25 protein-coding genes and 1 other annotated feature are annotated in these 26,798 nt (G+C 44.4%); of the genes, 1 reads left to right on the plus strand and 24 read right to left on the minus strand.

Features of this window, described 5'->3' with window-relative positions:
• Window positions 1-61: 61 nt before the first annotated feature.
• The 23 genes from fusA to M3180_RS20475 form a co-directional block, all read right to left on the minus strand.
• Window positions 62-2,140 (minus strand): elongation factor G, encoded by a 2,079-nt coding sequence (gene fusA / locus M3180_RS20365; protein WP_349774500.1) that lies wholly within the window; start codon window positions 2,138-2,140, stop codon window positions 62-64.
• Window positions 2,141-2,170: 30 nt separating this feature from the next.
• Entirely contained in the window at window positions 2,171-2,641 is a 471-nt protein-coding gene (rpsG, locus tag M3180_RS20370) for a 30S ribosomal protein S7 (RefSeq protein ID WP_251670924.1), read from the minus strand.
• 76 nt (window positions 2,642-2,717) lie between these two features.
• Window positions 2,718-3,137 (minus strand): 30S ribosomal protein S12, encoded by a 420-nt coding sequence (gene rpsL, locus M3180_RS20375; RefSeq protein WP_251670926.1) that lies wholly within the window; start codon window positions 3,135-3,137, stop codon window positions 2,718-2,720.
• A 465-nt stretch (window positions 3,138-3,602) separates the two neighbouring features.
• Window positions 3,603-7,229 carry a DNA-directed RNA polymerase subunit beta' gene (gene rpoC / locus M3180_RS20380; RefSeq protein ID WP_251670928.1) on the minus strand — a complete coding sequence of 1,209 codons (3,627 nt, stop codon included), beginning with the start codon at window positions 7,227-7,229 and terminating at the stop codon, window positions 3,603-3,605.
• Between the two features lie 101 nt (window positions 7,230-7,330).
• A complete protein-coding gene (gene rpoB, locus M3180_RS20385; protein ID WP_251670929.1) occupies window positions 7,331-10,948 on the minus strand; it encodes a DNA-directed RNA polymerase subunit beta in 3,618 nt (1,205 codons plus the stop codon).
• Between the two features lie 706 nt (window positions 10,949-11,654).
• On the minus strand, window positions 11,655-12,251 hold the full coding sequence (locus tag M3180_RS20390; protein WP_251670930.1) for a class I SAM-dependent methyltransferase: 597 nt from the start codon (window positions 12,249-12,251) through the stop codon (window positions 11,655-11,657).
• A 121-nt stretch (window positions 12,252-12,372) separates the two neighbouring features.
• The gene (rplL, locus tag M3180_RS20395) at window positions 12,373-12,738 is read right to left on the minus strand and encodes a 50S ribosomal protein L7/L12 (protein WP_251670931.1); all 366 of its coding nucleotides are present in this window, start codon (window positions 12,736-12,738) and stop codon (window positions 12,373-12,375) included.
• A gap of 89 nt (window positions 12,739-12,827) precedes the next feature.
• Complete coding sequence (gene rplJ, locus M3180_RS20400; protein ID WP_251670932.1) at window positions 12,828-13,337, minus strand: 50S ribosomal protein L10; 510 nt, start codon at window positions 13,335-13,337, stop codon at window positions 12,828-12,830.
• Window positions 13,338-13,391: 54 nt separating this feature from the next.
• Window positions 13,392-13,547: a sequence feature (ribosomal protein L10 leader region), on the minus strand.
• 20 nt (window positions 13,548-13,567) lie between these two features.
• Window positions 13,568-14,260: a 50S ribosomal protein L1 gene (rplA, locus tag M3180_RS20405; RefSeq protein WP_251670933.1), complete on the minus strand. Its 693-nt coding sequence runs from the start codon at window positions 14,258-14,260 to the stop codon at window positions 13,568-13,570.
• A 113-nt stretch (window positions 14,261-14,373) separates the two neighbouring features.
• On the minus strand, window positions 14,374-14,799 hold the full coding sequence (gene rplK, locus M3180_RS20410; protein ID WP_251670934.1) for a 50S ribosomal protein L11: 426 nt from the start codon (window positions 14,797-14,799) through the stop codon (window positions 14,374-14,376).
• A 72-nt stretch (window positions 14,800-14,871) separates the two neighbouring features.
• Entirely contained in the window at window positions 14,872-15,405 is a 534-nt protein-coding gene (gene nusG / locus M3180_RS20415; RefSeq protein ID WP_251670936.1) for a transcription termination/antitermination protein NusG, read from the minus strand.
• A 24-nt stretch (window positions 15,406-15,429) separates the two neighbouring features.
• Entirely contained in the window at window positions 15,430-15,639 is a 210-nt protein-coding gene (gene secE / locus M3180_RS20420; protein ID WP_251670938.1) for a preprotein translocase subunit SecE, read from the minus strand.
• 18 nt (window positions 15,640-15,657) lie between these two features.
• Window positions 15,658-15,807 carry a 50S ribosomal protein L33 gene (gene rpmG / locus M3180_RS20425; protein ID WP_082967189.1) on the minus strand — a complete coding sequence of 50 codons (150 nt, stop codon included), beginning with the start codon at window positions 15,805-15,807 and terminating at the stop codon, window positions 15,658-15,660.
• A 332-nt stretch (window positions 15,808-16,139) separates the two neighbouring features.
• Window positions 16,140-16,796: an RNA polymerase sporulation sigma factor SigH gene (gene sigH, locus M3180_RS20430; protein WP_251670939.1), complete on the minus strand. Its 657-nt coding sequence runs from the start codon at window positions 16,794-16,796 to the stop codon at window positions 16,140-16,142.
• 143 nt (window positions 16,797-16,939) lie between these two features.
• Complete coding sequence (locus M3180_RS20435; RefSeq protein WP_251670970.1) at window positions 16,940-17,509, minus strand: NYN domain-containing protein; 570 nt, start codon at window positions 17,507-17,509, stop codon at window positions 16,940-16,942.
• 6 nt (window positions 17,510-17,515) lie between these two features.
• Window positions 17,516-18,283: a 23S rRNA (guanosine(2251)-2'-O)-methyltransferase RlmB gene (gene rlmB, locus M3180_RS20440; RefSeq protein WP_251670941.1), complete on the minus strand. Its 768-nt coding sequence runs from the start codon at window positions 18,281-18,283 to the stop codon at window positions 17,516-17,518.
• A 14-nt stretch (window positions 18,284-18,297) separates the two neighbouring features.
• Window positions 18,298-18,714, minus strand: a complete 417-nt coding sequence (locus tag M3180_RS20445; RefSeq protein WP_251670942.1) for a Mini-ribonuclease 3 — start codon at window positions 18,712-18,714, stop codon at window positions 18,298-18,300.
• A 9-nt stretch (window positions 18,715-18,723) separates the two neighbouring features.
• Entirely contained in the window at window positions 18,724-20,136 is a 1,413-nt protein-coding gene (gene cysS / locus M3180_RS20450; protein WP_251670943.1) for a cysteine--tRNA ligase, read from the minus strand.
• A 74-nt stretch (window positions 20,137-20,210) separates the two neighbouring features.
• Window positions 20,211-20,873 (minus strand): serine O-acetyltransferase, encoded by a 663-nt coding sequence (gene cysE, locus M3180_RS20455; protein WP_251670944.1) that lies wholly within the window; start codon window positions 20,871-20,873, stop codon window positions 20,211-20,213.
• 742 nt (window positions 20,874-21,615) lie between these two features.
• Entirely contained in the window at window positions 21,616-23,076 is a 1,461-nt protein-coding gene (gltX, locus tag M3180_RS20460; RefSeq protein ID WP_251670945.1) for a glutamate--tRNA ligase, read from the minus strand.
• A 48-nt stretch (window positions 23,077-23,124) separates the two neighbouring features.
• A complete protein-coding gene (gene ispF / locus M3180_RS20465) occupies window positions 23,125-23,601 on the minus strand; it encodes a 2-C-methyl-D-erythritol 2,4-cyclodiphosphate synthase (RefSeq protein ID WP_251670946.1) in 477 nt (158 codons plus the stop codon).
• Window positions 23,594-24,307: a 2-C-methyl-D-erythritol 4-phosphate cytidylyltransferase gene (ispD, locus tag M3180_RS20470; protein WP_251670947.1), complete on the minus strand. Its 714-nt coding sequence runs from the start codon at window positions 24,305-24,307 to the stop codon at window positions 23,594-23,596. The genes ispF and ispD overlap by 8 nt, the downstream gene beginning before the upstream one ends.
• 49 nt (window positions 24,308-24,356) lie before the next feature.
• On the minus strand, window positions 24,357-25,451 hold the full coding sequence (locus M3180_RS20475) for a PIN/TRAM domain-containing protein (RefSeq protein WP_251670949.1): 1,095 nt from the start codon (window positions 25,449-25,451) through the stop codon (window positions 24,357-24,359).
• A gap of 141 nt (window positions 25,452-25,592) precedes the next feature.
• Between M3180_RS20475 and M3180_RS20480 the strand changes: the two genes are divergently transcribed.
• Window positions 25,593-25,988 carry a DUF1573 domain-containing protein gene (locus tag M3180_RS20480; RefSeq protein WP_251670951.1) on the plus strand — a complete coding sequence of 132 codons (396 nt, stop codon included), beginning with the start codon at window positions 25,593-25,595 and terminating at the stop codon, window positions 25,986-25,988.
• Window positions 25,989-26,045: 57 nt separating this feature from the next.
• On the opposite strand, the gene pssA is transcribed toward M3180_RS20480, so the two are convergent.
• Entirely contained in the window at window positions 26,046-26,771 is a 726-nt protein-coding gene (gene pssA / locus M3180_RS20485) for a CDP-diacylglycerol--serine O-phosphatidyltransferase (RefSeq protein WP_251670953.1), read from the minus strand.
• Window positions 26,772-26,798 lie beyond the last annotated feature (27 nt).

The raw sequence follows: 26,798 nt of genomic DNA on the forward strand, positions 1-26,798 counted from the left end.
TATGTGTAGGCCGAGTTTAGACTATTTTATATCTAAATTCGGCCAAAATCAAATATTTGAATTATTCGCCTTTATGCTTAGCAATAATTGCTTCAGCAATAGATCTTGGAACCTCTTCGTAGTGAGAAAGCTCCATTGCGAACACACCGCGTCCTTGAGTACCGGAACGAAGAGTTGTGGAGTAACCAAACATCTCGGACAAAGGTACTTTAGCACGGATAATTTGAGCGCCTCCACGACTATCTGAACCTTCAATACGTCCACGACGAGAGCTGATCATACCCATTACATCACCGAAGTATTCTTCAGGAACTGTAACTTCAACCTTCATGATAGGCTCAAGAATAACCGGATTACATTTATCTTTAGCAGCTTTAAGCGCTAGAGAACCTGCAATTTTGAACGCCATCTCAGAGGAGTCAACGTCATGGTATGAACCATCTACAACTGTTGCTTTAATATCAACAAGTGGATAGCCTGCAACCACACCATTTTTCATGGATTCTTCGATACCAGCTTGGATCGGAGCGATGTATTCACGAGGAATCGCACCACCGACGATTTTGCTTTCGAATACGAATCCACTACCTGCCTCAAGTGGTTCAAATTCAACCCAGCAATGACCGAATTGACCTTTACCACCAGACTGACGAACGAACTTACCTTCAACCTTCGCAGCAGCGCGGAATGTTTCACGGTAAGCAACCTGTGGAGCACCAACATTTGTTTCTACCTTAAACTCACGACGCATACGGTCTACAAGAACGTCTAGGTGAAGCTCACCCATACCAGCGATAATTGTTTGACCAGTTTCTTCGTCAGTGTAAGCGCGGAAAGTTGGATCCTCTTCAGCAAGTTTAGAAATCGCAACACCAAGTTTATCTTGGTCAGCCTTTGTTTTAGGCTCAATTGCGATCTGAATTACTGGGTCAGGGAAGTTCATGGATTCAAGAATAACTGCATTCTTCTCATCACATAGTGTATCCCCTGTTGTTGTATCTTTCAAGCCTACAGCAGCAGCGATATCACCAGAGAATACCTCTTGGATTTCCTCACGGTGGTTCGCATGCATTTGCAAGATACGACCGATACGCTCACGTTTACCTTTTGTAGAGTTCAATACGTAAGAACCGGATGTAAGAACACCAGAGTATACGCGGAAGAACGTCAAACGGCCAACATAAGGGTCAGTCATAATTTTGAAAGCTAGCGCTGAGAATGGCTCACTATCAGAAGAAGGACGAGACGTTTCAGTACCATCTTCAAGTGTACCTTTGATTGCAGGGATATCAACCGGTGAAGGTAGATATGCTACAACCGCATCTAGCATTGGTTGAACCCCTTTGTTACGGTATGAAGAACCAGCAACAACAGGGAATATTTTAGTTTCAGTTACGCCTTTACGAAGAGCGGCTTTGATTTCTGGAATAGAAATCTCTTCACCTTCAAGATATTTCATCATTAGATCTTCGTCAAGTTCTGCAACTTTTTCAATAAGCTCATTGCGAAGCTCTTCAACTTGATCAGCATACTCAGCAGGTACTTCACCAGCAACTGCATCAGTACCTTTATCATCGTTGTACGTGTAAGCTACACGATCAATGATGTCGATTACGCCGATAAAGTCAGATTCAGCACCCATTGGTACTTGAATCGCAACCGCATTAGCCTGTAGACGATCACGCATATCCTTGACTACGTTCAAGAAATCTGCACCGATAATATCCATTTTGTTAACATACGCAATACGAGGTACGTTGTATTTATCAGCTTGACGCCATACAGTTTCAGATTGCGGCTCAACGCCTTCTTTTGCACTAAATACGCCTACAGCCCCGTCCAATACGCGTAGGGAACGTTCAACTTCAACTGTGAAGTCTACGTGACCTGGAGTATCAATGATGTTGATGCGGTGACCTTTCCATTGAGCTGTTGTCGCAGCAGATGTGATTGTGATACCACGCTCTTGCTCTTGCTCCATCCAGTCCATTGTAGCAGTACCTTCATGAGTTTCACCGATCTTGTGATTACGACCAGTGAAGAAAAGGATACGCTCGGTAGTAGTCGTTTTACCCGCATCGATATGCGCCATGATACCGATGTTACGTGTATTTTCCAAGGAGAATTCTCTTTTACCCACAGTGATTTTCTCCTTTCAATTCTCTTAATTCTACCAGCGGTAGTGTGCGAATGCTTTGTTAGCTTCCGCCATTTTGTGAGTGTCTTCACGTTTTTTCACAGATGCACCAGTGTTATTGGAAGCATCGATGATTTCTGCAGCAAGACGCTCTTCCATCGTTTTCTCACCGCGGTTGCGGGAGTAGTTAACCAACCAGCGAAGTGCTAGTGCCGTACGGCGTTCTGGTTTAACTTCGATAGGTACTTGATAGTTCGCACCACCTACACGACGAGCTTTAACTTCAAGTACAGGCATGATGTTCTTCATAGCTGCTTCAAAAACTTCCATTGGATCATTTCCAGTACGTTCTTGAACCAATTTGAATGCATCATACAAAATTGTTTGCGCAACGCCTCTTTTACCGTCGATCATAATACGGTTAATCAAGCGTGTTACCAGTTTAGAGTTATACAACGGATCTGGTAGCACATCGCGTTTAGTAACAGGACCTTTGCGTGGCATTTAGAAGTCCCCCTTTCATCAATATTGTTATTAGTTGTTGGTTGTTGGTTTGACGTTGCTCTTTATGAGCGTACGATTATTTTTTAGCTTTAGGACGTTTCGTACCGTATTTAGAACGAGCTTGCATACGGTTGTTCACACCTGCAGTATCTAGCGCACCACGAACGATGTGGTAACGTACCCCCGGTAAGTCCTTAACACGGCCACCACGGATTAGTACTACACTGTGCTCTTGAAGGTTATGACCGATACCTGGAATGTACGCAGTAACCTCTACACGGTTAGTTAGACGTACACGGGCATATTTACGAAGCGCGGAGTTCGGCTTCTTCGGAGTCATTGTACCTACACGAGTACAAACACCACGTTTTTGTGGAGAGTTAAGCTCAGTAATCTCACGTTTCAACGCGTTATAACCTCTATGCAAAGCTGGAGATTTAGATTTCACTACTTTCGCTTGACGTCCTTTACGAACTAGCTGGTTAATTGTTGGCAATTGTGCCACCCCCTTCCCATAATTATGTCATTTATGTTGGTAGACATTTCACCCTAAATTCAAGCCCACAGATCCAGGCGAATCATAATTTTGCGTAAGAATTCTTAAGCCTGATTCCTAGGCGCACTCAGATATAATATCATTTGCGGGTAGAGTGTGTCAAGTTATCTTTGTTGCTTTCTGAAACATTTTTTTCGAATGTACTCAATAGCTGTAAAGCATATGATATCCCTTGTTAGGATCGCTTCGACTCGAGCTTCACACACATATTATAACGCTTAATACTTGAAGCTTGTACCAACATTTACTCCGTTATACTCATATTTACAAACTCTTTATTTCTACACGTTTGTTTAGACAAATTCTTCATTACCTCTGGATACGAATATGAGAAGCCTTAAATAAAAAAACGACAAATCTCGCACCACTAAGGCTTGAAATTTGTCGTTTTAATTTATATCCAAGTTACTCGACAGCTAATGCTTCTTGCTGTTCGTCAGTATTTTGATCTGAGTCGTTCGCGTCTTCCATCCCTTGGAAACGAATATTGCGATAGCGCTGCATACCTGTACCTGCAGGGATCAGCTTACCGATAATAACGTTCTCCTTAAGACCAAGAAGCTGGTCAACCTTACCTTTGATCGCTGCATCTGTAAGGACACGAGTAGTCTCCTGGAACGATGCTGCAGATAGGAAGGAATCTGTTTCAAGTGATGCTTTCGTAATACCTAATAGCACTGGCTTAGCGATAGCCGGCTCTTTACCTGCAAGAATCGCTTCCAGATTCGCACTTTCGTATTCGTGCATGTCAACGAAGGAACCTGGCAATAGGCTCGTATCTCCAGACAAGACGATACGGATTTTACGAAGCATTTGCTTGATCATTACTTCAACGTGCTTATCGTTAATTTCTACCCCTTGGTTACGGTAAACGCGTTGTACTTCTTGAAGGATGTAGTTTTGAACACCACGAACCCCTTTAATGCGAAGCATTTCTTTAGGGTCGATGGAACCGTCAGTTAACTCATCCCCAGCTTCAATATGCTGGCCTTCTGTGACACGGATACGAGAACCATAGGTTACCGCATATTCTTTCGATTCTGCTTCACCTTGGATTTCGATTACACGGCGATCTTTCGCTTCGTGAATTTTCTTCACGACACCATCAAGCTCAGAGATAATCGCTTGACCTTTCGGATTACGCGCCTCGAAAAGCTCCTGGATACGCGGTAGACCCTGTGTAATATCGTCTCCGGCTACGCCCCCTGTATGGAACGTACGCATCGTCAGCTGTGTACCCGGCTCACCGATGGATTGAGCAGCGATAATACCAACCGCTTCACCAATCTCAACATGCTTACCTGTAGCCAAGTTACGGCCATAGCACACTTTACATACACCGTGACGAGCACGGCAGCTAAGAACAGAGCGGATTTGCAGCTTTTCTACACCTGCAGCAACAATTTCCTCCGCTTTATCTGCATCGATTAGTTCATTGCGATTAACAAGAACCTCTCCTGTTTGTGGATGACGAACAGTTTCGAAGGAATAACGACCTTCGATACGGTCGAATAGATCCTCGATAACCTCTTTACCGTCTTGGATTTTGCTAACGGTAAAGCCTTTATCTGTGCCGCAATCCTCTTCACGAACGATTACGTCCTGAGCAACGTCAACAAGACGACGAGTCAAGTAACCAGAATCGGCTGTACGTAGTGCTGTATCGGCAAGACCTTTACGCGCACCATGCGTCGAGATAAAGTACTCTAGGACTGTAAGACCTTCACGGAAGTTAGATTTGATCGGCAACTCGATAATACGACCAGACGGGTTGGCCATCAAACCACGCATACCGCCAAGCTGTGTAATCTGAGATTTGTTACCGCGGGCTTTAGAGTCAACCATAAGCATAATGTTGTTGTAGCGATCCATCGATCTCATCAGGATATCTGTAACATCATCCTTACATTTACTCCAAATGCTAATAATACGGTCATAGCGCTCCTCGTTCGTAATCAAACCACGACGGTATTGATTCATCACGACTTGAACTTTTTCCTCAGATGCACGCATAATTTCTTTCTTCTCTTCTGGGATGATAACGTCGGCAACACCGATCGTAATACCAGCCTTTGTAGAGTAAGTGAAACCAAGCTGCTTGATCTCGTCAAGGATAACCGAAGTTTTCGTAGTGTGATATTTACGGAAGCATTCCGCAATAATGGAGCCTAGGTAATCCTTACCAACAGCTGGAGCGATTGGCAATTCATTAAGCACCGATAACAAATCTACACCTTTATCGAAAACGAAGTATTTATCAGGAATTCCGTTAATCAAGTTAGATTTAGTAGCCTCATTGATATACGGGAATTCAGAAGGGAAAATTTCATTGAAAATGACTTTTCCGACCGTTGTACAAAGCAATGCATTGTTTTGCTTTTCAGTAAAGCTTGATTTGTTCAATACTTTTGCTGGAATAACAATACGAGCATGAAGAGAAACGATACCGCGTTGGTATGCAGATACAGCTTCGTTTACCGTAGCAAAGATCGAACCGCTACCCTTCGCTTCATTATTATCCATAGTCAAATAGTAAGAACCAAGAACCATATCCTGAGACGGAGTAACAACAGGTTTACCGTCTTTAGGGTTCAAGATGTTACCAGACGCAAGCATTAGCATACGCGCCTCTGCTTGTGCTTCAGCAGACAATGGAACGTGGACGGCCATTTGGTCACCGTCAAAGTCCGCGTTGTACGCTGTACATACTAGTGGATGAAGCTTAATCGCGCGGCCTTCAACAAGAATCGGCTCGAACGCTTGAATCCCTAGTCTGTGCAATGTAGGGGCACGGTTAAGCAGAACTGGATGCTCCTTGATTACTTCCTCAAGCACATCCCATACCTCTGGACTAACGCGCTCTACTTTGCGTTTTGCGCTTTTAATGTTATGCGCAAGACCTTTATTCACAAGCTCTTTCATGACGAATGGCTTAAACAGCTCAAGCGCCATTTCTTTAGGCAAACCGCATTGGTACATTTTCAAGTTAGGACCTACAACGATAACGGAACGACCAGAGTAGTCAACACGTTTACCTAGTAGGTTCTGACGGAAACGACCTTGCTTACCTTTAAGCATATGAGAAAGTGATTTCAATGGACGGTTACCAGGTCCAGTAACTGGACGACCACGACGACCATTGTCAATCAACGCATCCACTGCTTCTTGAAGCATGCGTTTTTCATTTTGTACGATAATGTCTGGAGCACCAAGATCTAATAGACGTTTCAAGCGGTTATTACGGTTAATAACACGACGGTAAAGATCGTTTAGATCCGATGTAGCGAAGCGTCCACCATCCAATTGAACCATTGGACGAAGCTCCGGTGGAATGACAGGAAGTACATCCATAATCATCCACTCTGGGTTGTTGCCAGAGTTACGGAATGCTTCAACGACCTCTAGACGTTTGATCGCACGGTTACGACGTTGTCCTTGTGCTGTGCGAAGCTCTTCCTTCAATGTTTCGAGCTCGCGTTCAAGATCGATATCTTGAAGCAATTTTTTAACAGCTTCAGCACCCATTCCTGCTTGGAAGCCGTAGCCATATTTTTCACGATAGCTACGATATTCCTTCTCGGATAGTAGCTGTTTTTTCTCCAGTGGAGTTTCACCTGGATCTGTTACAACATAGGATGCAAAATAGATGATCTCTTCAAGAGAACGAGGAGACATGTCTAGTGCAAGACCCATGCGGCTTGGAATACCTTTGAAGTACCAAATATGAGATACAGGAGCAGCAAGCTCAATGTGACCCATACGCTCACGACGCACTTTTGCGCGTGTTACTTCAACACCACAACGATCACACACTACACCTTTGTAGCGTACACGTTTATATTTACCACAATGACATTCCCAGTCCTTAGTTGGTCCGAAAATCTTTTCACAGAAAAGACCTTCCTTTTCCGGTTTTAAAGTTCTGTAATTGATGGTTTCCGGTTTCTTAACCTCTCCGCGGGACCATGAGCGAATCTTGTCTGGCGATGCCAAACCAATTTTCATATACTCGAAGTTGTTCACGTCCAACAAGGAGCAACCCTCCTTCGTCATGTATGACTATGTCTTAATGAAGCATCGAACTTCAATCAGTGCGCACACCGACTGAAGCTCTTCTGCTTACGTTATACCTTTTATGCTAGATCATCCATATCTTCTTCTTGTTCGCTAAATCCAGCAGCTTCGAGCTCGGAAGCACCGACGCTGACAGGAGCTCTTTCGAAGTTATCGACTTCATCGAGGTTTAGCTTTTCGCTTGTTCCATCATCCTCGTCGTCGATTTCCTTCATTTCGATTTCCTCTTCGTCCTCTGTCAGGATCTTCACGTCCATACCTAAGCTTTGAAGCTCCTTAATCAATACTTTGAATGACTCAGGAACACCTGGTTCAGGAACATTTTCACCTTTAACGATCGATTCATACGTTTTTACACGACCGACAACGTCATCGGATTTAACGGTAAGAATTTCTTGTAGTGTATAGGCTGCACCATATGCTTCAAGCGCCCATACCTCCATCTCACCGAAGCGCTGACCACCGAATTGTGCTTTACCACCAAGCGGCTGCTGTGTAACAAGTGAGTAAGGTCCTGTTGAACGAGCATGGATTTTGTCTTCTACCATGTGCGCTAGCTTAATCATATACATGACACCAACGGTTACTTCGCGCTCAAACTCTTCACCTGTACGGCCATCAAATAGCTTCGTCTTACCATTACGCTGCATACCTGCTTCTTCCATCGTGTCGAATACATCTTCCTCATTCGCACCATCGAATACTGGGGTAGCTGCATGAATGTTAAGGTATTTACAAGCCATGCCCAAGTGTACCTCAAGAGCCTGACCGATGTTCATACGAGACGGTACCCCTAGTGGGTTAAGAACAACCTCTACTGGTGTTCCATCTGGTAGGAATGGCATATCCTCTTCTGGCATAATACGTGCGATGACACCCTTGTTACCGTGACGTCCCGCCATCTTATCCCCTTCAGAGATTTTACGTTTTTGTGCAATATATACACGTACAAGGTGATTCACTCCAGGAGGAAGCTCATCGCCATTCTCACGAGTAAATACTTTCACATCGACAACGATACCTGTTGTACCGTGCGGTACACGTAGGGACGTATCACGAACCTCGCGTGCCTTCTCGCCAAAGATCGCATGAAGTAGACGTTCTTCAGCAGTAAGCTCCGTTACACCCTTAGGTGTCACTTTACCTACAAGAATATCTCCAGAGTTAATCTCTGCTCCGACACGAATAATTCCACGCTCATCAAGGTTGCGAAGCGCTTCTTCACCTACGTTCGGAATATCGCGAGTAATTTCCTCTGGTCCTAGCTTCGTATCACGAGCTTCGGATTCATACTCTTCAATATGGATAGATGTGTACACATCTTCTTTAACTAGCTTCTCGCTTAGCAAGATCGCATCCTCATAGTTGTAGCCTTCCCAAGTCATGAAGGCAACGACTACGTTGCGACCTAATGCCAATTCACCGTTCTCTGTTGATGGGCCATCCGCCATGATATCGCCTTTTTTAATGACGTCACCTTTGCGAACAAGAGGGCGTTGGTTAATACATGTACCTTGGTTAGAACGCATAAACTTATGAAGCTTATGTCTAATAAGGTCACCTTGTACTTCCTTGCCGTCAACGATCTCAACGCGGCGCAGCAAGATTTCATTTGCCGATACGCGTTCAACGACACCATCGTATTTAGAAACGATACATACACCAGAATCCTTCGCAGCTTTATGCTCCATACCTGTACCTACAAAAGGAGCTTTCGGTATAAGCAATGGTACCGCCTGACGCTGCATGTTCGATCCCATAAGCGCACGGTTGGAGTCATCATTCTCAAGGAACGGAATTAGCGCCGTTGCCACAGATACAACCTGCTTAGGAGATACGTCCATATAGTCAACGCGAGAACTTGGCATAGTCAAGATATTATCTGCCTGCTTATTAAAACGTACAATCGTTTCTTTCTCAGCGAACTTGTTCTCTTCCGTTAGAGGAGCATTCGCTTGCGCAACGATATAGTTGTACTCTTCATCCGCAGTCATATACGTTACTTTATCTGTAACAACACCTGTCTCAGGATCAACCCAACGATACGGAGCTTCGATAAAGCCGTACTCGTTAATACGTGCATACGTAGACAAGGAGTTGATCAAACCGATGTTCGGTCCCTCTGGCGTCTCGATCGGACACATACGACCATAGTGAGAGTTATGAACGTCACGCACCTCGAAGCCCGCGCGCTCACGCGTCAAACCACCAGGTCCTAGTGCAGACAAACGACGCTTATGCGTTAGTTCAGCCAGTGGGTTCGTTTGGTCCATAAACTGTGATAGCTGGGAGGATCCGAAGAACTCCTTAATGGATGCAATCACTGGACGAATATTAATTAGAGCCTGAGGCGTAATAGCATTCGCATCCTGAATGGACATTCTCTCACGAACAACACGTTCCATACGAGAAAGACCAATACGGAATTGGTTTTGCAGTAGCTCACCAACTGAACGCAAACGACGATTACCCAAGTGGTCAATATCATCTACGTCACCTACGCCATGAAGCAAGTTCAAGAAGTAGTTGATTGAAGCGATAATATCTGCAGGCGTAATATGCTTAACAGATTTATCGATAATGCCATTTGCGATAATTTTAATTACTTTGCTTTCATCAAGCGGCGAGTACACGCTGATCGTTTGCAGCGGAATGTCATGTGCATCAAGCACACCATTCGCTACTCCATATGTTTTGAAGCCAATATCTGATTCTAGACGATCTAGAATTTGATCAAGCAAGCGTCGATCAATAACTTGGCCTTTTTCAGCAACAATCTCACCAGTCGATGCATCAATCAGATCCTCTGCAAGGCGCTGATTGAACAGACGGTTTTTGATATGAAGCTTTTTGTTAATTTTATAACGACCAACATTCGCTAAATCATAGCGTTTTGGGTCAAAGAAGCGAGCTACTAGCAAGCTTTTTGCGTTATCCAATGTTGGTGGTTCACCTGGACGCAGGCGCTCATAAATTTCAATGAGTGCTTTTTCTGTAGAGTCCGTGCTGTCTTTATCAAGCGTATTAGAGATATATTCATCGTGTCCGAGCAGATCAAGAATTTCTGCGTCTGTTCCGAAACCTAAAGCACGAAGCAATACTGTTACAGGAATTTTACGCGTACGGTCGATACGAACATAAACAATGTCCTTCGCATCCGTTTCTAGCTCGAGCCAAGCACCACGGTTAGGAATTACAGTAGCCGTGTATGCTTTTTTACCGTTTTTATCAACCTTAGTGCTGAAGTAAACACTTGGGGATCGAACCAATTGGCTGACTATAACGCGTTCCGCCCCGTTAATAATAAACGTGCCGGTCTCTGTCATTAGTGGGAAATCACCCATAAAGACTTCTTGTTCCTTAACCTCGCCAGTCTCCTTATTAAATAAGCGTACCTTCACGCGCAAAGGAGCTGCATACGTAACATCCCGTTCTTTCGATTCATCGACTGAATATTTAGGTTCACCTAAGCTGTAATCAATAAACTCAAGCGATAAATTGCCCGTAAAGTCCGTAATCGGTGATATATCCTGGAATAACTCGATCAAGTCTGTCTCCAGAAATTTCTCATACGATTTTTGTTGGATTTCAATCAGGTTCGGGACTTCCAGCACCTCTCTGATCTGACTGTAGCTTCTACGCGTACGACGACCATACTGAACAAGTTGTCCTGCCAACTTAACCTCACCCCTCATGTCTGTCTAACAGCAGCAATATTTTATACAGCTGTTGCAATCTCTACATTTTTCATAGTTAGAGATCATAAAAATAAAGAAAAGCCCTTATCGAATAGTTCGAAAAAAGAGCATGTTTCCGGCTGATGACCACCTGTAATCTTACATAATGGTCCATATCAAGTAATTTTGCCCAAATTTATATCGTTATACTCCAAGATGTACAAATTATTTTGGTTATACCGCAATTTGACACTTGACAGTAGATAACTAAGCACAATTCAAGCAATTTTATGCTGACATTTTATAATACTAACATATCCGAAATGTCAAGTCAAATCTTTTTCTTGGTTTTCAGAATAATTTTCATAAACTGCTAATCCAAGTGAATCAGCCATATTCAAGCTGCGACATGGCAGCGTACGTAGTTGGTACGTGAGTATCGGAAGTCCCGGCTGAATTCAAGATTCGATGTCGAATTAGCGACAACGCAAGGCATCGTGATCAAAGTTGGATTTTTGAACTTCCCTTCAAATAAGTGTTCAAACAATTCAGCTTTCAGCACCGAGAAGGTTGAATAAAGCTAGGGAATGAGGAACGCAGCGTACGTAGTTGGTACGTGAGTACCGGAAGTCCCGGCTGAATTCAAGATTCGATGTCGAATTAGCTACAACGCAGCACATCGTGATCAAAGTTAAATTTTTGAACTTCATCTAGTAGCTTTGAAGATGCGATAGCCTTTATCTTTGGTCACCTCTTCCACCCTAGCAAACATCGATTCCAGCTTTGCTTTTGCAGAAGGAGCTCCTTGTTTTTTTTGAATGACGATCCACATTGTACCGCCATCATTCAAAAGCTCATATCCTTCTTCAAACACACGATGAACTACCGCTTTTCCTGCTCGGATAGGTGGATTGCTTATAATACAGTCAAAGCGCATTTCTTTAACCGCTTCATATAGATCGCTCTGCATAACCGTTACATTGTGAACATCGTTTAGTGCTGCATTTCTTTTGCTTAACTCTACCGCCCGCTCGTTGATATCGATCATCGTAACATGTCCTTTAGGAGCTAACTTGGCTGCAGTAATTCCAATCGGGCCGTAGCCACAACCTACATCCAATACGGTAGCATGCTCTGCAAATTCCATGGCACCTATTAATACCTGACTTCCATAATCAACTCCAGCTTTAGAGAAAACACCAGCATCGGTCGTGAATTTCAGCTTAAATCCACGTAACTGCCATTCATGCTGCTGTTCATTACTAGCTACATTCGGCTTTTCGCTATAATAGTGATTGCTCAATAAGGTCACCAGCCTACAACATATATTCTAATTCTAAGTCCTAGTTATTACCTTAACACATGGAAAGAAACCCCTTGAAGCCAGGCTTCAAGGGGTTTGATCTGCCACAAGTAAAAGTTAATTACTTAACTTCTACAGATGCGCCAGCTTCTTCAAGTTTAGCTTTGATAGAATCTGCTTCTTCTTGGCCAACTTTTTCTTTGATTGCTTTAGGTGCGCCATCAACAAGTTCTTTAGCTTCTTTCAAGCCAAGACCAGTGATTTCACGAACTGCTTTGATTACGTTGATTTTACCAGCGCCAGCGCTTGTAAGGATTACATCAAACTCAGTTTGAGCAGCTGCGCCGCCAGCGTCGCCGCCACCAGCTACAACAGCTACAGGAGCTGCAGCAGTAACGCCGAATTCTTCTTCAATTGCTTTAACAAGATCGTTCAGTTCAAGAACTGTCATACCTTTAATTGCTTCTAAGATTTGCTCTTTAGACATGGTATTACCTCCGAAATATATTATAATTTAGTTTTTTTGCGATGCTTCAAGCATCGATTGTCATTCAACAGTACATGCATCAAGCGATATTAAGCTTGAGCTTCTGCTTCTTGCTTATCACCAACAGCTTTAACTGCAAGCGCGAAGTTGCGAACTGGCGCTTGAAGTACGCTGAGTAGCATAGAAAGAAGACCTTCGCGAGAAGGAAGTTGAGCAAGTGCTTTAACTTGTGCCTCGTCAACTACTTTACCTTCAACTAGACCACCTTTAATTTGCAACGCATCATTTTCTTTTGCGAAGTTGTAAAGGATTTTAGCTGGAGCAACTGCATCTTCATTACTGAATGCAACAGCTGTAGGACCAGTTAGAATATCGTTAAGCGCTGTGTAATCAGTACCTTCAGTCGCACGACGAACGATTGAGTTTTTAAGAACTTGGAACTCAACACCAGCTTCACGAAGCTGTTTACGTAGCTCAGTTACTTGAGCAACATTAAGTCCACGATAATCAGCGATAATCGTACTTGGGCTGGAAGAAAGCTTCTCAGCTACCACGTTAACTGCTTGTTGTTTCTGCTCAATAATCTTAGCGTTAGCCAAACTGTACACCTCCTGTAAAAATTTACATCCCGTGTAAAAGAGAGATCCTGCCCTCGATGCATGAGAAAGGCCCTCGCAATCTAGTAGCAAGGGCCATGATTCGATTCGCACTTCAATAATCTTGAATTGCTTAACGCTCTATCATAACACCTCGGTAGGAAATTAAGCCTTATAGGCACCTACTGTCTACGGTATGCATATTCAAATTTAATTCACTATTCTTCGATCAATTAGCGGTAGTTCGAAGTATCAACACGAGCACCAGGACCCATTGTAGAAGAAACAGCGATGTTTTTCAGGTAAACCCCTTTAGCTGCTGCTGGTTTAGCACGAAGAAGTGCATCAACTAGAGCTTTCAAGTTTTCATTCAGCTTTTCAGCATCGAATGAAACTTTACCAATTGGAGCATGGATTTGACCTGCTTTATCAAGACGGTATTCAATTTTACCCGCTTTGATTTCTTGAACGGCTTTAGCAACATCAAATGTTACTGTGCCTGCTTTAGGGTTAGGCATTAGGCCTTTACCACCAAGGATACGACCTAGCTTACCAACTTCAGCCATCATGTCTGGTGTTGCTACGCAGACATCGAAATCGAACCAACCTTGTTGGATTTTGTTAATCATGTCTGTGTCGCCAACATAGTCAGCGCCAGCAGCTTCTGCTTCTTTTAGTTTTTCGCCTTTAGCGAAAACTAAAACTTTTTTTGTTTTACCAGTACCGTGTGGTAGTACAACTACACCACGAACAGCTTGGTCTTGTTTACGTGGGTCTACGCCCAAACGTACAGCAACTTCAACGGACTCGTCGAATTTTGCAGTAGATGCCTTCTTAACAAGCTCAATTGCTTGTAGTGGCTCGTAGCTAGCTTCACGATCGATCAGCTTAGCTGCTTCAACATACTTTTTGCCGTGTTTAGCCATTGTAAATTCCTCCTATTGTGGTTATAACGGGGTGACTTCAAACGCCACTCCTCCCACCCGTGAAGCAAAAGCTTCACAAAGCGAGTTGTTCTCGCGTAGATATCATCTGTTGATTAGTCAACGATCGTGATACCCATTGAACGAGCAGTACCTTCAACCATAAGCATAGCTGCTTCAACAGTAGCTGCGTTAAGGTCTGGCATTTTTGTTTCAGCGATTTCGCGAACTTTGTCACGTTTAACCGTTGCAACTTTTTTCTTGTTAGGTTCTCCAGATCCTTTTTCAACGCCAGCAGCGATACGAAGAAGTACAGCAGCAGGTGGCGTTTTTGTTTCAAAAGTAAAGGAGCGATCCTCAAATACTGAGATAACAACCGGAATAATCAATCCCGCTTGGTCAGCTGTACGAGCGTTAAACTCTTTACAGAATGCCATGATGTTAACACCAGCTTGACCTAGTGCTGGACCGACCGGTGGCGCTGGGTTAGCTTTTCCTGCAGGAATTTGCAGTTTTACCAATTTGATAACTTTTTTTGCCATGATTCACACCTCCTTGACGTGATATACAAGATAGCTTTTACAAGCTCTTGCCCGAGTCCCCTTCGATAAAGGTTACACCTTCTCGACTTGAGTATAGTCAAGCTCAAGCGGGGTTTCTCTACCAAACATGTTGACGTGAACCTTTAGCTTCGCCTTGTCGAGCAGAATTTCTTCCACAGTTCCGACAAAGTCTGCAAAAGGACCTACCTTGACGCGAACAGTTTCTTTCAGCTCAAACTCAATCTTCGGCTTAGGCTCTTCCATACCCATATGCTTAAGAATTTGTTCCACTTCTTCAGGCAATAATGGAGTAGGCTTTGATCCTGAACCAGTCGATCCTACGAAACCCGTAACTCCAGGCGTATTACGAACAACATACCATGAATCATCTGTTTGGATCATCTCGACAAGCACGTAGCCAGGATATACCTTGCGCTGAACGGTTTTACGCTTACCGTCCTTCTCTACGATCTCGTCTTCCATCGGTACAAGAACACGGAAAATTTTATCTTCCATATTCATGGACTCAACACGACGTTCCAAATTAGCCTTCACTTTGTTTTCATAGCCGGAATACGTATGCACGACGTACCATCTTTTTTCCATCACAAATCCACCTTTGGGCCTTCGTTAGACAATTAGATCTACGAGAGCTGAAATCCCGATGTCTAGAATCCAGAAGTAAATCGTAACAGCAATAACCGTCACGAGCACAACGAGAGTATAACTCGTCAATTCCTTACGACTAGGCCAACGGACCTTTTTAAGCTCTGCCCAACTGTCGGCAAAAAAACTAAACGTCGTACTAAAGCTCTGTTTCACTTTCGCTAAAAATGTCACAGTCACACCTCCAATTGACTATCTCGTCTCGCGATGAGGAGTCTGCTCGTTACAGAACTTGCAAAACTTCTTCAACTCGATGCGGTCGGGGTGATTGCGTTTGTTTTTAGTCGTCGCATAGTTTCTCTGTTTGCAGTTTGTGCATGCCAGCGTGATGATAACCCGCATTGAATAACACCTCCCGAACTGCTAAAAAATAACGAATCATATTACTTTACCCGTAAATAGGTTTTGACCACAACGAAAAAACCTACTTCAAGGCCTACCTAAACACTTTAGCACAAGGCATTCCTCATGTCAACGCAAAACAACGGTATCGGGTGTACAATTTTTAAGCAATATCTAGTAATTGCATTTCAGATTATAGACCAGTGCTAGATCAATCAGCTCTCTATAACCATTATGTTCCAAACGATAGCCATATTAAACCAATGGACTGTCTTCAGTGCCTGAAAAAATTCAGCCAATAAAGACAGTCCGTCGTTTACATACCTATTCAATTATAAGTGCTCTGTCATATCTCGGACTTCTAAATACTTCTCAAGCTTACGCTTTACCCGCTGCAACGCATTATCAATCGACTTAACATGTCGATTCAGATCGACAGCGATTTCCTGATAGGAACGACCATCGAGGTAAAGCATTAAAACCTTGCGCTCAAGATCGCTCAAGATTTCTGCCATTTTATCTTCTAGTCCAGAGAATTCTTCTTGATTAATAATAAGTTCTTCAGGATCCGATACTCTCGTGCCACATATAACATCTAATAGAGTACGATCGGAATCCTCATCATATATCGGCTTGTCCAAAGAAACATAGGAATTTAGAGGAATATGCTTTTGGCGAGTAGCGGTTTTAATCGCGGTAATGATCTGGCGGGTTATGCAAAGCTCTGCGAAGGCTTTGAAGCTGGAAAGCTTGTCCCCCTTGAAGTCGCGGATTGCTTTATATAAACCTATCATTCCTTCTTGAACAATATCTTCACGATCAGCTCCGATAAGGAAGTATGACCGAGCCTTCGCACGTACGAAGTTCTTATACTTATTGATCAAGAATTCCAGCGCTATACTATCGCCCTCACGGACAGCTTCTACAATTTCCTCGTCCGTATTATCGTCATATTCAAGCGTACTCCATTCTTTGAGGTCGATACTCATACCCTATCCCTCCGGCCTGCAAGGCGTACACCGCTAGATTTATATGCACAAACATAGAGTCAGTATACATGAGATAAGGCTTTACAGTCAACCAAACGAGCCATTTCTCACAATATAGTTTTTATCAGCAATAGAAACATTTGTTATTTTTTCGACAAGGGACCTTTGAATGTCTGATCGTCATCATCTTCATGCTTTCCTCTTCTAATTCGTTCAAGCTTCATCCAAACATCGCTGGTTACTCGGTTGTCAATCGAATGACGATGCTTGACGCTTGGACTCGTTATCGTTTGCTTAATCTCCTTACGGTTCTCCCTGATCTCCATGAGTAGCTCGCGCGCAGACATTCTAAGAGCACCTTGCCCAAAGATCACATGCTGCTCTGTCATGTCATTCGTTGCTACATACACATTGCGCCTGCGGCTAATCCACTCTGAGCAAATGCGCTCAATACACTCATCCGCCGTTTCCTTTTCTCTCGTATAGACAACGGTTAGCTTATGCTGGCGATAGGTCGCACCTACGCCAGGCATCTGATGTGCATCGAAAATTACATACACCTGCATACCGGAAAAGCCTTGGTAATCTGCTAGCATATCGAGCAATCGATCTCTCGCATCCTCCAAGGAATGCTCCTTCAAGCGAGCGAGTTCTGGCCAAGCGCCTATCATATTATAACCATCAATTAACAGCACATCGTTGCGTCGATTCATCATAAGCTACAAACCTCTGCGTTGTCTTAACACCTCATACATCAATACACCAGCAGCTACCGATGCATTCAATGAATTTAAGCGACCCGCCATTGGCAGCTTAACAAGAAAATCGCACTTTTCTTTAACGAGACGACCGATACCCTTCGCCTCATTACCGATAATTAAAGCAAGCGGCATATCGAATTTTTGCGCGTAAACATCTGCAGTAGCAGCAACATCCGCGCCAGCAATCCAGATGCCTTGTTCCTGCATTCGCTCAATCGTTTGAGCCAAATTCGTCACGCGCGCAACCGGAACATGCTCTGCTGCGCCAGCCGACGTTTTCAGAACCGTAGCTGTTAAGCCAACGGAGCGTCTTTTGGGAATAATAACGCCATGCACTCCGGTGCATTCTGCTGTACGAAGAATAGAGCCCAGATTATGTGGATCCTCAATCTCATCAAGAATGATAAAGAATGGTGTCTCGCCTTTCTGAGCAGGTATCTCTAGCAAATCCTCAAGCTCCACATAATCTGCTGCAGCCGCTTGAGCAACAACACCTTGATGTGTAATGCCAGGTGCAAGCTGGTCCAGCTTGCGCTTATCAACAAACTGCACAACGATGCCATGTTTCTTTGCCTCACTGAGGATCGCCCCCGTCACAGACTTCTGTGCACCATCAGCTACCCATATTTTATTCAATTCACGGCCAGAGCGCAGTGCTTCCAGTACAGGATGCTTCCCTGCAATCAAGCCTTCACCGTTATGACTCCCGTTATGACTTTCTGTCATCCTATTCATCCTTTCTATTTCTCGCTAGTCAATTCACCAAGTCCAATACGGAATAGCTCTGTAATACGTTCAATACGCTCTTCAAAATACAGATAGCCTACTAAGCATTCTAAAGCTGTGGCATGCCGATAATCGAGCATATCAGCATTTTTGGGAGGCGTGCCGGATTTCGCATTTCTGCCCCGCTTCACGATATCGTGCTCCTCCTCTGTTAAATAAGGGAGCAATCGCTCAAGCAGCGTGCGCTGCGCTTTAGCAGATACGTAGCTTGTTGCAAGCTTGTGCAGATGATGAGCCTTATGATTCGGCATGGACAGCACATATTGTCTGACAAGCAGCTCAAACACCGCGTCCCCCATGTAGGCAAGCGCGACCGGCTGAATCAGCGCGGATGGCTTGCCTGGCTTGTGTATTGCAAATTTATTATTCATTATTCACTCTCACTTACGGCGCCAGCGTATACCTTGCGGTGTATCCTCAAGCACAATATTCATAGCATTGAGCAAATCGCGAATTTCATCCGCTCTCGCCCAGTTTTTATTTGCACGCGCTTCTGTGCGCTCTACAATAAGCGCCTCTACCTGCGCATCTAGGTCTTCCTCCTCCTGTGCTGGTTGCAGTAAGCCAAGCACAAGATCAAATCTCTCGAACTTCTCCTTCAAAGCCTTCAGCGCCTGCGCACTTAACGCTTCATCCTTCATGCTAGTGTTCGCTACAGATACAAGCTCAAATAAAGCGGTAATCGCATCTGGCGTATTAAAGTCATCGTTCATCTTAGCAGTAAACATCTGTTCTACACGTGCTAGCTCAGCTGCAAGTGCTTCACTAACTTCACCTGTATTGCCTTCCTTCTCGGCAAGCTCAAATCGATGCTGCAGGTTAGCATAGCAGGTGTTGATCCGCTCAACGCTGTTGGTCGCTTGAGCGATCGTATCATCATTGAAGTTAAGCGGGCTACGATAGTGCGTAGCAAGCATGAAGTAACGTATTGCCTGCGGCTTTACCTTCTTCACCAGCTCATGCACGGTGATCCCATTGCCAAGAGACTTCGACATTTTCTCATTATTGATATGGATATAGCCATTATGCATCCAATAATTCGCTAGTGGTGCCTCGGTTAAGCATTCTGACTGTGCAACCTCACATTCGTGGTGCGGGAACTGCAGATCAAGTCCGCCTCCGTGAATATCAAGCGTATCTCCTAAATACTTGCGCGCCATTGCCGAGCATTCAATATGCCAGCCCGGGCGACCCTTACCCCATGGACTATCCCAATTGATTTCTCCAGGCTTTGCTGCTTTCCACAGCACAAAATCCTGTGCATCCGCCTTCCGGTCACCAATTTCCACACGAATGCCATGCTGCAGCTCTTCTAGGTTTTGATGAGACAGCTTACCATAATCGGCAAACGACGACGTCTTAAAGTAAACGTCACCGCCACTTTCATACGCATGTCCCTTTGCCATAAGTCCTGCAATAAATTCAATAATGTCATCCATATGATTCATTACGCGTGGACTAAGGCTTGCGCGGCGAATGCCAAGCGTTTCAATATCTTCATAATAAGCATCGATAAAGCGATCAGCGACCTCAGGAACGGTAACACCAAGATCATTGGCCTTCTTAATCAGCTTGTCATCCACATCTGTAAAGTTGGAGACGTAGTTCACTTCATAGCCTGCGTACTCCAAGTATCGTCTTACTACATCGAAAAAAATCGCAGGACGCGCATTTCCGATATGAATATAATCATATACGGTTGGTCCGCATACATACATTCGAACCTTGCCCGCTTCAATCGGCTTAAAAGCCTCCTTTTGGCGTGTGAGAGAATTATATATTGCAACTGACATCACTTTACCTCCAATGTATTCTCTTCTTATGTTATCGCGATCCATATTTGTTGAGCTCAAGCTTTATTCTCATGTTATGCTTGATTCTCGTCATTCTTCTCTTGACTGCTCTGCCGCTTGACCTGCTCCTTTAAGTAATCAATCTCCTGCTGCATGTCTCGAAGCATCTCAATAATCGGGTCTGGCAGCTGTGTATGGTCAAGACGGTCACGCACCTTCTCACCATTTCTTCTTACAATACGTCCAGGATTGCCAACAACTGTACAATTGTCAGGCACCTCGCGCAGCACAACCGCATTTGAGCCAATGCTCGAGTTATTACCTACGCTAAACGATCCGAGCACCTTAGCACCCGATCCGATGACCACATTGTTGCCAATCGTTGGGTGACGCTTGCCTTTCTCCTTACCAGTACCTCCGAGCGTTACGCCTTGGTAGATTACAACATCGTCGCCAATCACGCACGTCTCTCCGATTACAACACCCATGCCATGATCGATGAACAATCGCTCGCCAATTTTAGCGCCAGGATGAATTTCTATGCCCGTAAAAAATCTACTGATTTGTGAAATCAATCGCGCTAAGGTGTACCATTTTCTGTTGTAGCACGCATGAGCGATTCGATGTGACCATATTGCATGAAGCCCAGAATACGTGAATACAACCTCAAATGTACTTCTAGCTGCTGGATCGTTGTCGAACACAGCACGCACGTCTGATTGTAAGTGCCGGAACATGCCTCTTCCCCCTAATGGTGTGATCACGTTCTCATCGTGCAACGAGCATATGATATACAATAGTTCGCTAAAGCACGGAGTATAGTCTAGGAAGCAGGTTCATGTGATCACATCTATAAATACGTAAAAAAGCCTCTGCAGCTACAAAGCTGCAGAGGCGTAGATTCGCGGTTCCACTCTGCTTAATAGCAAGCATGGCCAATAACATGCAGCTATTATCTTCGCATCCTTAACGCGGATGATACGTTGTAACCTACCCTTTTGTCTTAAAATTCGTTCAAAAAGTTAAGCTTTCAGCACCGAGAAGATTGGATAAAGCTAGGGACTGATGAGCGGAGCGTACGCATTGGTACGTGAGCATCAGAAGGCCCGGCTGAATTCAAGATTCGATGTCGAATAACTTTCAGTCCTACTTCGTGATCAAAGAATGACTTTTTGAACTACCTATATAACAAAAGCTCGGTACAAAGCTCCCAGGTGCATTTCTGCTACAACGATGAGGCAACTTCCAGCCTATTGGCAGCTGCATATGCATAAGCTAGCCACCAAACGTTTGCCTTCTCTGAACACCGCGAAATAACATACTTATCCTGTTCAACGCTTAATTCAATATAACCTTCAAACCTATCTTGAATAAGTATAGCGAAACAACCGCGTAGTGACAAGGTGTTATACACGCATGCTGCTTCTTCTAACGACATTCTCGTCACAAAGCTCACAGCTCAGAGCGATCTACGCTGACTTAAGCTAGACGAGCTTGCAAACGAGATACGACCTTATCCTTACCTAGCAGCACAAGTGATTGATTCAGATCAGGTCCGTGCGTCTGACCCGTTATCGCGGCACGAATCGGCATGAACAATGACTTGCCCTTGCAGCCTGTCGCTTTCTGAACTGCCTTGATCATCGCTTTAATCCCGTCAACGGAGAAATCTGCTCCATCAGCTTGAAGCTCGGCAAGGAAGGCGGCTAGTACGGTTGGAACCGTTTCTTCAGCTAGAACCTCTGTAGCTTCTGCTTCATCCGCAACTTCGTCTGCGAAAAACAGCTTCGTATGCTCAATGATCTCAGATGCGGAGCGCAGCTTATCCTGATGGAGCGCAACGAGCGCTGTGATCCATGCAAGCTTCTCTTCATCCGGCTGCTGCTCGATCAAGCCCGCTTGCTGCAGATGCGGCAAGCATAGCGCGACGATACGATCGACACTTGCTGCTTTTATATATTCACCGTTCATCCATGCAAGCTTATTCGTATCAAATACGGCAGGACTTTTACTTAAGCGAGCCGCATCGAATACCTGAACTAGCTCCTCCTGCGTAAACATCTCCTGCTCGCCTTCTGGAGACCAGCCAAGTAACGCAATGAAATTAAATAACGTTTCTGGCAAATAACCGAGTTGGTCGTATTGTTCAATAAATTGAATGATCGACTCATCACGCTTGCTAAGCTTTTTCTTTTGCTCATTTACAATAAGCGTCATATGGGCAAATTGTGGCGGCTGCCAGCCTAGCGCCTCGTAGATCATTAGCTGTCTAGGCGTGTTGGAGATATGGTCCTCCCCGCGAAGCACATGACTAATTTTCATTAGGTAATCATCAATCACAACCGCAAAGTTGTACGTAGGGATGCCGTCTTTTTTGACGATAACGAAATCGCCCATCTCCGCTGTATCGAAGGTAATCGTTCCCTTTACCATATCATCGAACGTATAGGTACGGTTCTCAGGCACTTTAAAGCGAATGCTAGGCACACGACCTTCCGCTTCATAGGCCTTGATCTCCTCTTCAGTTAGGCTGCGGTGCTTGCCGGAGTAGCGTGGTGTCTCATTGCGAGCCATCTGCTCCTCTCGTTCCTTTTCCAGCTCTTCCTCTGTGCAATAGCAGCGATAAGCTAGACCGCGATCGACCAAGTCCTGCCAGTAGGTTTTATAGATGTCCAGACGCTCAGTCTGACGATATGGGCCATATTCACCGCCGACATCAATGCTCTCGTCCCAAGACATGCCCAGCCATTTCAAATACTTCAGCTGGCTTTCCTCGCCACCCGCTACATTGCGCTTCACATCGGTATCTTCTATACGAATAATAAATTTTCCGCCATGATGACGTGCGAATAAATAATTAAATAAGGCCGTTCTTGCATTCCCGATATGTAGATGCCCTGTTGGTGAAGGCGCATATCTGACTCTAATTTCTTGTGACATATCCATTTCCTCCATTTTCCGATACCGTTAATGAACGGTTACACTTCATTACGCTTTAAGCAGACATACAACGGCCTGAGAAGCGATACCTTCCCCGCGACCAACAAAGCCCAGCTGCTCTGTTGTTGTAGCCTTTACGTTAACCTGATCCGCATCTGCTTCAAGCACCTCTGCAATGACATCAATCATAGCAGGGATATGAGGCAGCATTTTTGGCTTTTGTGCCATAATTGTAGCATCGACATTACCTAAGCGATAGCCTTTTTCTTTAACCATAAGCCATACCTTGCGAAGCAGCTCTACGCTGTCTGCATCCTTATAAGCTTCATCTGTATCCGGAAAATGCTTTCCGATATCTCCTAACGCTAGCGCCCCGAGAATCGCATCCGTGATCGTATGCAGAAGCACGTCCGCATCAGAATGGCCAAGCAATCCCTTTTCATAAGGTATCGTTACACCGCCGAGAATGAGCGGCCTGCCCTCCACCAGCTGATGAACATCAAAGCCTTGTCCTATTCTAATCATTGTTGCTATTATCCCCTTTCACTTCCTCATTCTGTAGCAGCAATTGCGCCCACGGCAAATCCTCTGGCGTCGTAATTTTAATATTCGTGTATTCACCTTCTGCTACGACGACCTTTGCACCTCTCCACTCTGCAACACTTGCATCATCTGTTCCAAGCATCCCTGCTTGCTCAGCTGCTACGTGTGCGTCGAGCAACAATTCATGACGAAAAGCTTGCGGGGTTTGAATGGCCCACAAGCTCTTACGATCTGGAGTTGCTGTAATGACGCCTTCATGATTGACTTGCTTAATTGTATCCTTTACAGGAACAGCGAGTACTGCAGCTCCGTGAATGACAGCTTGCTTACAGCAGCGTGCAACTGCAGCCTCCGTAACAAACGGCCTAACACCGTCGTGCACGAGCACCCACTGGGACTTAATTTCCTCTAACCCGGCATGAACCGAATACTGCCTTTCAGCGCCTCCTGGTATAATTGCCTTCACTTTCGTAATACGATACTGCTCGCACCACTGCTGGCAGCGCGCGATATCATCTTTACCTACGACTAAGACAATTTCATCAATGAATGCCATTGCTTGAAAGTTTTGAAGTGTATGTACGATAATCGGTTTACCATTAAGCTGCAAATACTGCTTACTTTCCGCTGTACCCATTCGCGTGCCGCGACCTGCGGCGACAACGACAACTCCCCACCGTTCCATCATCCTGATACCTGCCTTAAGCGATTCTATACAATAGTATTATCATACCGCTTTATAGCGCTTTTTCCAACAGCTTTGGCTTAGCAAATATCATTCTTCCTGCTGAAGTTTGTAAAACACTCGTTACGAGCACTTCCATCGTGTGGCCAATATATTCTCGACCACCTTCAACGACAATCATCGTTCCATCATCCAAGTATGCCACACCTTGTCCATGCTCCTTGCCGTCCTTAATCACTTGAACGACAATCTCTTCACCAGGTAGTACGACTGGCTTCACAGCATTAGCGAGATCATTAATGTTCAGCACGGATACTCCTTGCAGCTCGCACACCTTATTCAGATTAAAGTCATTCGTTACAACTTTACCGGATAGAAGCTTCGCCAGCTTCACAAGCTTACTGTCCACCTCTGTATGCTCCTCAAAATCACCTTCATAGATCAATACATGAACGTCGAGCTCCTTTTGAATTTTATTCAAAATATCAAGCCCACGTCTACCTCGGTTACGCTTGAGAAGATCCGATGAATCCGCAATATGCTGCAGCTCTTCCAGCACAAATTCAGGAATGACAAGCGTACCTTCAATAAAGCCCGTCTTGCAAATATCTGCAATACGACCATCTATAATCACACTTGTATCTAAAATTTTATGCTCTTCAAAGCCTTTAACCTCACCCGCCGCTGCAACAACCTTGGGCTTTTCCATCAGCTGTTTCATCGCATCCGCTAATTCATCCTGCTTACGCATACCTATTTGCAAGCCCGCATAGCCACATATTAACGCGACTCCAATCGGTACGAGCTTCCACAATCCACCTAGCATCGCAATGGCAGGATAGATGAGCGCAGCAAGACACAGACCAATCACTAAGCCACCAACTGCAGAGAGCAGTTTTCGAAGCGGCATTCCTTCCGTCTGCTTCAACCCACTGTTCATCAGCTGTAATAATGGCTTAGAGAAAATCGTCGTTAGCATCCATCCTAGAAACGCTCCAATTGCTACATTCATGTAATAAGTGCCTGATTGCTGAAGGAATGGATTCGAAGAACTACTCCAAGCAGGTGCTGCATTGAACCAGTTAGACATTTCCGCTCCTATCATTGCACCGATACAAATCCCTATTATTTTCATTAATTTTTTCATAGGTATCACCTCCATTACAATTATTAGCAATTTTTTCAAACGTTAATCGTCTGTTTCAAAACAAAAATGCACAAAGTGGAAATCTTCCCGCAATTTGTTTATAATTAACTCAATTCCAATCTCAATAGGCAGGTGAACATTGTGGATACTCATGCTTTAGAGCAATTTCAGGAACAAGTATCACAGTTATTGCTGCGCCATCGCAGTGTGCTTGATATTATGTCTAAGCTGGATCAAACAAGCGCATCCATCAATCGTACCGTTACAAAGTCAATAACAGATTGTGGCTGTATTGAGCTTCATGCCTCTAAGCAGCCGTTTCATGAGGTTGATTCATTAGATGTTGCCCAGGATCGCATCTCTAATCACGTGACAGGTGAGCTTTGTGAGCATTGCAGAGAGCTCGTAGAGCAAGCGATTGGGCGGAATTTGTTTTACCTTGCCGCACTATGCACTCAGCTTGACATTAAGCTGCCCGAAGTTGTAGAAAAGGAATATCAAAAATGCAATACATTAGGATTGTTTAATCTGACATAAACAAAAAAGCAGAGGCGTTTGCCTCTGCTTTTTTCCATTTAATAATCATATTACGCGTTACGCGTGCTTTTTAGATTGTTCCTCTTCCTGCGCCTCGCGCTTCTTACGCTTCATACGGCGACTTATCGTCTTTTTCACACCATACAGCGTATAAAAGATAAGTGGAATAAAAAACACCATTGATAAATGCTCTTCAAATAATATTCCAACGACAAGTGCAACGACAATAATAATAGGTACAGCCCATAGCATATTTTTCGGTATGCCTATACTCTTAAAGCTTGGATATCGAATATTACTTACCATAAGTAGTGCGAGTATAACCGATGTCACAATAAATACGACAGGAGCGACATCCTCCTTAAACAATGCAACTGTTGCCAGTATACACCCCGCTGCCGGAATCGGCAGACCTGTAAAGCTTCCAGGCGCGCTTGCTTTTACATTAAATCGAGCCAGTCTAATCGCTCCACATATCGGGAATAGTGCAGTAACAATCCAGGAAATCGCAGGAGCTACATCCTGCAGTGCTACAACGTACATAATAAACGCAGGTGCGACACCGAACGAAATAATATCTGCTAATGAATCCAGCTCTTTACCGAATTCGCTTTGTGCATTGAGCGCGCGTGCAACACGGCCGTCAACTCCGTCAAGCAGCATAGCAATGATGACCATAATCGCCGCCATGCCTGAATAATCGTTGAATACGAGCAATATTGCGATCACGCCAAGACACAGGTTGCCTAGCGTAAGGAGACTCGGTATAGACTTGCTAATCATCTTCTCCACCTCATCTTTTCCATGCAA

This window comes from Paenibacillus camelliae (assembly GCF_023715345.1).
GTDB lineage: Bacteria > Bacillota > Bacilli > Paenibacillales > Paenibacillaceae > Pristimantibacillus > Pristimantibacillus camelliae.